This window comes from Kitasatospora sp. NPDC056273 (genome assembly GCF_042268845.1).
Classification (GTDB): Bacteria; Actinomycetota; Actinomycetes; order Streptomycetales; family Streptomycetaceae; genus Kitasatospora.
This window is the reverse complement of record NZ_JBHJSJ010000003.1, coordinates 332,677-339,595: the sequence shown is the minus strand read 5'-3', so window position 1 is coordinate 339,595 and position 6,919 is coordinate 332,677. Positions and strand designations below refer to the sequence as shown.

The 6,919-nt window shown below is 74.1% G+C and carries 7 protein-coding genes; 5 read left to right on the top strand and 2 right to left on the bottom strand.

Translation table 11 applies throughout. The annotated features are described in order from the left end of the window. Positions 1-90: 90 nt before the first annotated feature. On the bottom strand, positions 91-1,215 hold the full coding sequence (locus ACFCY1_RS04715) for an EamA family transporter (RefSeq protein WP_375873492.1): 1,125 nt from the start codon (positions 1,213-1,215) through the stop codon (positions 91-93). A gap of 132 nt (positions 1,216-1,347) precedes the next feature. Here ACFCY1_RS04715 and ACFCY1_RS04710 point away from each other — a divergent pair, with 132 nt between their 5' ends. The 5 genes from ACFCY1_RS04710 to ACFCY1_RS04690 all read left to right on the top strand — a co-directional run bounded on the left by ACFCY1_RS04710 (position 1,348) and on the right by ACFCY1_RS04690 (position 5,186). Then, a complete protein-coding gene (locus ACFCY1_RS04710; protein WP_079272471.1) occupies positions 1,348-1,791 on the top strand; it encodes a gamma-glutamylcyclotransferase family protein in 444 nt (147 codons plus the stop codon). 61 nt (positions 1,792-1,852) lie between these two features. Beyond that, positions 1,853-3,136, top strand: a complete 1,284-nt coding sequence (cbiE, locus tag ACFCY1_RS04705) for a precorrin-6y C5,15-methyltransferase (decarboxylating) subunit CbiE (RefSeq protein WP_375873491.1) — start codon at positions 1,853-1,855, stop codon at positions 3,134-3,136. Beyond that, positions 3,133-3,894 (top strand): precorrin-4 C(11)-methyltransferase, encoded by a 762-nt coding sequence (gene cobM / locus ACFCY1_RS04700; RefSeq protein ID WP_074004354.1) that lies wholly within the window; start codon positions 3,133-3,135, stop codon positions 3,892-3,894. The genes cbiE and cobM overlap by 4 nt, the downstream gene beginning before the upstream one ends. Next, positions 3,894-4,631 (top strand): cobalt-precorrin-6A reductase, encoded by a 738-nt coding sequence (locus ACFCY1_RS04695; protein WP_375873502.1) that lies wholly within the window; start codon positions 3,894-3,896, stop codon positions 4,629-4,631. Before cobM ends, ACFCY1_RS04695 begins: the two co-directional genes overlap by 1 nt. 51 nt (positions 4,632-4,682) lie before the next feature. Then, positions 4,683-5,186, top strand: a complete 504-nt coding sequence (locus ACFCY1_RS04690; RefSeq protein WP_375873490.1) for a DinB family protein — start codon at positions 4,683-4,685, stop codon at positions 5,184-5,186. 158 nt (positions 5,187-5,344) lie between these two features. Here the strand turns inward: ACFCY1_RS04690 and ACFCY1_RS04685 are convergent, their stop codons facing one another. Continuing rightward, entirely contained in the window at positions 5,345-6,874 is a 1,530-nt protein-coding gene (locus tag ACFCY1_RS04685) for a UDP-N-acetylglucosamine 1-carboxyvinyltransferase (RefSeq protein ID WP_049649821.1), read from the bottom strand. Positions 6,875-6,919: the final 45 nt, after the last annotated feature.

Here is a 6,919-nt window from a genome sequence, read left to right as displayed (position 1 = left end):
TGCGCCGTCCGCCCCCGGGGGCCCCCCCCCCCGCGCCGGAAACGCGGGGGCGGACCACCGAGGACGTCTTCGGGCGTGCGGACGTCGTGCTCAGCTACGGGCGGACGGCCCCTTCACCCGATCGGCCGTGTCGGTCGTTTCCGCCGTTTCCGCCGGACGGGCTCGGCTCCCGGCGCTCGATGAGCGGCCCGGACGCCGGCTGACGCTCACCACCAGGCAGACGCCCGCCACCACGATCGCGCCGCCCGCGAGGGTCGGGCCGGTCAGCGGCTCGGCCAGGATCAGCCAGCCCAGCAGCACCGCGACCACCGGGTTCACGTACGCGTACGTGGCCACCAGGGTCAGCGGGGCGGAGCGCAGCAGCCAGGCGTACGCGGTGAAGGCGAGCAGCGAGCCGAACACCACCAGGTAGGCGAGGGCCAGCCAGGACCGGCCGGAGACCGCCCCGAGGTCCACTCCGTGCTGCTCGCCGCGGCCCACTCCGACCAGCAGGTCGCCGAGGCCGCCGGCCAGCATCTGGTAGGCGCTCGCGGCGAGCACGTTGCCGGGCATCGGGATCTTCTTGCTCACGAAGGAGCCGGTCGCCCAGAGCAGGGTGGCGCCGATGATCAGGATCACGCCGCCCGGCTCGATCGACCCGCCGATCGCGGGGGCCGACAGGACGCCGAGGCCGACCAGTCCGAGCAGCACCCCGGCCAGCTCGGCGGGCTTCGGGCGATCGCCGCCGAACGCCGTCAGCACCACCATCCACAGCGGGACCGCGGCCACCAGCAGGGCCGCCAGGCCGGAGGGGACGGAGGTCTCGCCCAGGACCACCAGTCCGTTGCCGCCGGTCAGCAGCAGCAGCCCGACCAGGGCGGAGGAAGCCAGCTGGCGCCGGGTCACCTTCAGGCCGGCCGGGCCCTGGCGCACCAGGAGGTAGCCGGCCAGCAGCAGGCCGGCGGTGAGGAAGCGGGCGCTGGCGGAGAGGAAGGAGGGCATCGTCTCGACCGCGACCCGGATCGCCAGGTAGGTCGATCCCCAGACGATGTAGACCACGAGGAGGGCCAGCCAGACCGCGCCGCCGAGGCGGGGGACGGGGCTCGCCCCGGCCTTGGCCCCGGCCTCGGTCCTGGCTTCGGTCCTGGCTTCGGCTCCGGCCTTGGTGGTGGCGGGGGTGTCGGGGGCTGAGCCGGGGGTCGCGGCCGGTTGGGAGGGTGAAGCGGGCGGTGTCATGTGTGTCCCCCTTGGACGGTACTGGCCGAACACCCGACATGACAGCGCATGGACGGCCCGGTGCGCCAGTCGGTATCAGGAATCGGACCGCGGGACGTACCGTGAACGCTCCCCAGCGAGGAGGTCGAACCCGTGTCCGCATCCGAGGAGGCCCTGCCGTTCTTCGTGTACGGCACCCTGCGCAGCGGCGGCCGCAATCATGCCGTCCACCTGGCCGGGCGCTGCGCCGACGTCCGGCCAGCCGTGCTGGAGGGCGCCGCACTGCACGAGGGCCCCGGCTTCCCGTACGCGGTGCCGGACCCGGCGCCCGGACGTCGGATCGTGGGTGAGCTCGTCACAGTACGCCCTGGCGCGTACGCCGGAGCCCTGGAGGCCCTGGACCGGCTGGAGGAGTGCCGGGCCGACGGGACCGGGCTGTACGTCCGGCGGCGGATGACGGTGCGGACCGCGACGGGCGAGCCGCGGGCGGCCTGGGTCTACCTCGCCGGGCCGAGGGCCGAGGCGCGCTTGCGGGAGCGGCCGGCGCTGATCGAGTCGGGGGACTGGGGAGCGGGTGGGGGACAGACCGCCAGGTAGGCTGCCCCGGCCAGTCAGATTTCCCACTCATTGGCCCATTCGAACGACGAGGAGCCACCCGGTGCCCGAGCTGCCACCCCCGATCACCGTCGTCGGGATCGGGGCCGACGGCTGGCCCGGCCTCGCCGTCGGCTCCCGGGCCGTGCTGCGGGAGGCCGAGGTCGTCGTCGGCGGCCCCCGCCAGCTGGACCTGCTCCCCCGCGACGAGGTCGCCGCCGAGCGCGTCCCCTGGCCGTCCCCGCTGCGCCCCGCCGTCCCCGGGCTGCTCGCCGCCCACGCCGGCCGCCGCACCGCCGTCCTGGCCAGCGGCGACCCGATGTTCTACGGCATCGGCCGCACCCTCGCCGAGACCGTCGGCGCCGAGCGCCTGCGCGTCCTGCCGCACCCCTCCTCCGTCTCCTACGCCTGCGCCCGGCTCGGCTGGCCGCTGGAGGCCACCGAGGTCGTCAGCCTGGTCGGCCGACCGCTGGACACCCTCTCCCTCGCCCTCCACCCCGGCCGCCGCCTGCTGGTGCTCAGCGCCGACTCCGCCACCCCGGCCGCCGTCGCCGGACTGCTCACCGCCCGCGGCTACGGCACCGCCCGCCTGCGGGTCCTCGAACAGCTCGGCGCCCCGGCCGAACGCCACCTGGACGGCCCCGCCGACGGCTGGCCGCACCCGCCCGGCGACCCGCTGAACGTCATCGCCGTCGACCTCGGCGACGGCCCCCGCACCTCACTCGTCCCCGGCCTGCCCGACACCGCGTACGAGAGCGACGGCCAGCTCACCAAGCGCCACGTCCGCGCCGCGACTCTCGCCACGCTCGCCCCCTCCCCCGGCGAACTGCTCTGGGACGTCGGCGGCGGCTCCGGCTCGATCGCCATCGAGTGGCTGCGCGCCCACCGCGACTGCCGGGCCGTCAGCGTCGAGCGCGACCCGGTCCGGGCCGAGCGGATCACCCGCAACGCCGCCGCGCTCGGCGTGCCCCGGCTCCGGGTGGCGACCGGACCCGCCCCCGCCGCGCTCGCCGGACTCCCCACCCCCGACGCCGTGTTCATCGGCGGCGGCCTCACCGCGCCCGGCCTGCTGGAGAGTTGCTGGGCCGCGCTGCGCCCCGGCGGCCGGATCGTCGCCAACACCGTGACGCTGGAGTCCGAGGCGCTGCTCACCGAGTGGTACCGGCGCCACGGCGGGGAGCTCGTCAAGCTCGCCGTCGCCCACGCCGTCCCCGTGGGCGGCTTCACCGGCTGGCGGCAGGCCATGCCGGTCACCCAGTGGTCCGCCGTCAAGCCCGACGCCCGTGCCGCCGAGGACCGCACCGCGGCCCGCACGTCCGACAACCCCCTTCAGGAGAACGCCTCGTGACCGTCCACTTCATCGGAGCCGGCCCGGGCGCCGCCGACCTGATCACCCTGCGAGGCCAGCGCATCCTGGCCCGCGCCGAGGTCTGCCTGTACGCGGGCAGCCTCGTCCCGCGCGAGCTGCTGGACGAGTGCCCGCCCGGCGCCCGGCTGATCGACACCGCGCAGCTCAACCTGGACCAGATCACCGCCGAGCTGGTCGCCGCGCACGAGGCCGGCCAGGACGTGGCCCGGCTGCACTCCGGCGACCCGTCCGTCTTCTCCGCCGTCGCCGAGCAGATGCGCCGCCTGGACGCGGCCGGCGTGCCCTACGAGGTGGTCCCCGGCGTGCCCGCCTTCGCCGCCGCCGCGGCCGCGCTGAAGCGGGAGCTGACCGTCCCGACCGTCGGCCAGACCGTCATCCTCACCCGGATCGCCAAGCGCGCCACCCCGATGCCCGAGGGCGAGGACCTCGCCACCCTCGGCCGCAGCGGCGCCCTGCTGGTGCTGCACCTGGCCGCCGGGTACGTGGACGACGTGGTCGAGCAGCTGCTCCCGCACTACGGCGCCGACTGCCCGGTCGCCGTCGTCGCGATGGCCAGCCGCCCCGACGAGCTGGTGCTGCGCGGCACCGTCGGCGACATCGCCGAACAGGTCAAGGCCGCGGGCGTGGTCCGCACCGCCGTCATCATCGTCGGCCGCACCCTGGCCGCCGAGCAGTTCCGCGACAGCCACCTCTACTCGGCGGACCGCGAGCGCCCGCACGAGCCCTGCGGGGCGTGATGCGACACGTCCTGGTCCTCGGCGGGACCACCGAGGGACGGACGCTGGCCGCCGAACTCGCCCCCATCGCCCTCCGGGTCACCAGCTCGCTGGCCGGCCGGGTCGCCCGACCCCGGCTGCCCGCCGGGGAGGTGCGGATCGGCGGCTTCGGCGGACCGGAGGGCCTGGCCGACTGGCTGCGCACGGAACGCGTGGACGCGGTAGTGGACGCCACCCACCCGTTCGCCGCCGGCATCTCGCACAACGCCGCCCTCGCGGCCGCCGCCACCGGCGTCCCCCTGCTGGTGCTGCGCCGCCCCGGCTTCACCCGCGTCGACGGGGACCACTGGCTCCCCGCCCCCTCGCTCGCCGCGGCCGCCGAACTGCTGCCCAGGCGCGGGGAACGGGTCTTCCTCACCATCGGCCGGCAGGGCGTCGCCGCCTTCGCCCACCTCGACGGCGTCCACTTCCTCGCCCGCTCGGTGGACCCGCCCGAGCCCCCGCTGCCGCCCTCGTTCGAAGTCCTGCTGGACCGCGGCCCGTTCACGATCGAGGGCGAGGAGGCGCTGCTGCGCGGGCACGACATCGACGTCCTGGTCACCAAGGACAGCGGCGGCGCCGCGACCGCCCCCAAGCTGACCGCCGCCCGCGGACTGGGCCTGCCCGTCATCATCGTGGAACGCCCGCCCGTACCCGAAGGCGTCCCCGTCGCACCCGACGTCCCGGGCGCACTGCGCTGGCTGGAGCACCTGGGCTAGGAACGGGGAAATTGGGCGGCGGGCCCGTCGGATGGCGGGCAGGATGGCCCGATGACCGATGATCAGCGCACGCAGACCCCCCGCACCGCCGACGAACGCGCCACACTGGCAGGCTTCCTGGACTACCAGCGCGACACCCTCGCGATGAAGTGCGAGGGCCTCACCACGGAGCAGCTCCGCGCCCGCGTGCTGGAGCCGTCCGGGCTCTCCCTGCTCGGGCTGGTCCGCCACCTCGCCGAGGTGGAGCGCAGCTGGTTCCGCAACGTCCTCAACAAGGAGGACGCGCGCGGCTTCTGGGCGCACCCCGACGGCTCCTTCGCCGAGTTCGACGCCGAGACAGCCGACCCCGACGAGGCCTTCGCGATCTGGCGCCGCGAGTGCGACCACGCCAGGGAACTCGTGGCCGCCGCGGAGTCGTTGGACGTCCTGGGCCACTACGGCGAGGAGGTCTTCTCGCTGCGCTGGATCCTCACCCACATGATCGAGGAGTACGCCCGCCACAATGGCCACGCCGACCTCCTCCGCGAACACCTCGACGGCACCACCGGCGAGTAGCACCGCAGGGCACCGGACAGCGCCGGGCACTCGGAGGGAACACGTCGTCCGGGCACTGGACAACCCGGTGTTCGTGGAGTACCTGAACACCGGGTTGGAGGTTTCCGTGCTGCTGGCCGGGCTCAACGGGTGAGGCCGGCCAGCGGTGTGACGGTCGGTCAGATGTCGCGGAAGGTCTCGATCCGGGCGCCGATGGAGTTGAGGCGCTCGGCGAGGTCCTCGTAGCCGCGGTTGATGACGTAGACGTTGCGCAGGACAGAGGTGCCCTGGGCGGCGAGCATGGCGAGCAGGATGACCACGGCGGGGCGCAGGGCCGGCGGGCACATCATCTCGGCGGCGCGCCAGCGGGTGGGGCCCTGGACCAGTACGCGGTGCGGGTCGAGGAGCTTGACGTCGGCGCCGAGGCGGGTCAGCTCGGTCAGGTAGATCGCGCGGTTGTCGTACACCCAGTCGTGGATCATCGTGGTGCCGTGCGCGGCCGCGGCGATGGCGGCGAAGAACGGCACGTTGTCGATGTTGATGCCGGGGAACGGCATCGGGTGGATGGTGTCGATCGGCGCGGTCAGCTTGGAGGGGCGCACGGTGAGGTCGACCAGTCGGGTCTGACCGTTGTGGGCCCGGTACTCGGGGGTGCGGTCGTAGTCGAGGCCCATGCCCTCCAGCACCGCGAGCTCGATCTCCAGGAACTCGATCGGCACCCGGCGGATGGTCAGCTCGGAGGAGGTGACGACGGCGGCGGCCAGCAGGCTCATCGCCTCCACCGGGTCCTCGGCCGGGGTGTAGTCGACGTCGCAGGTGATCTCCGGGACGCCGTGCACGGTGAGGGTGGTGGTGCCGATGCCCTCGATCCGCACGCCCAGCTTCTCCAGGAAGAAGCAGAGGTCCTGGACCATGTAGTTGGGCGAGGCGTTGCGGATGACGCTGACGCCGTCGTGCCGGGCGGCGGCCAGCAGGGCGTTCTCGGTGACGGTGTCCCCGCGCTCGGTCAGGACGATCGGGCGGTCCTGCGGGGTGCCCGGCTCGACCGAGGCGTGGTAGGCGCCGCCGGTGGTGGCGACCTCCAGGCCGAAGCGGCGCAGCGCGGTCAGGTGCGGCTGCACGGTGCGGGTGCCGAGGTCGCAGCCGCCGGCGTACGGGATGGCGAAGCGCTGGGCGCGGTGCATCAGCGGGCCGAGGAACATCAGCACGCTGCGGGTGCGGCGGGCCGCCTCGACGTCCATCGCCGCGAGGTCGAGCTCGGCGGGCGGGGTGAGTTCGAGGTCGCGGCCCTCGTTGATCCAGCGGCTCTTGACGCCGATGCTGGTGAGCACCTCGAGGATGCGGTAGACCTCTTCGATCCGGGCGACGCTGCGGATCGTGGTGCGGCCGGTGGTCAGCAGCGAGGCGCAGAGGATCGCCACGCAGGCGTTCTTGCTGCTGCGGACGTCGATCGCGCCGGAGAGCCGGGTGCCGCCGGCGACGCGCAGGTGCATCGGGCCGGAGTAGCCGAGGGAGACGATCTCGCTGTCGAGGGCTTCGCCGATGCGGGCGATCATCTCAAGGCTGACGTTCTGCTTGCCCTGTTCGATGCGGTTGACCGCGCTCTGGCTGGTTCCGAGGGCTTCGCCGAGCTGCGCCTGGGACCAGCCGCGGTGCTGGCGCGCGGTACGGATGAGGGTGCCGATACGGGTGAGGTAGTCGCCTGTCACTCGCCAGACGATATCTCATGGTTGAGATGGCGACAGAACCGGGGG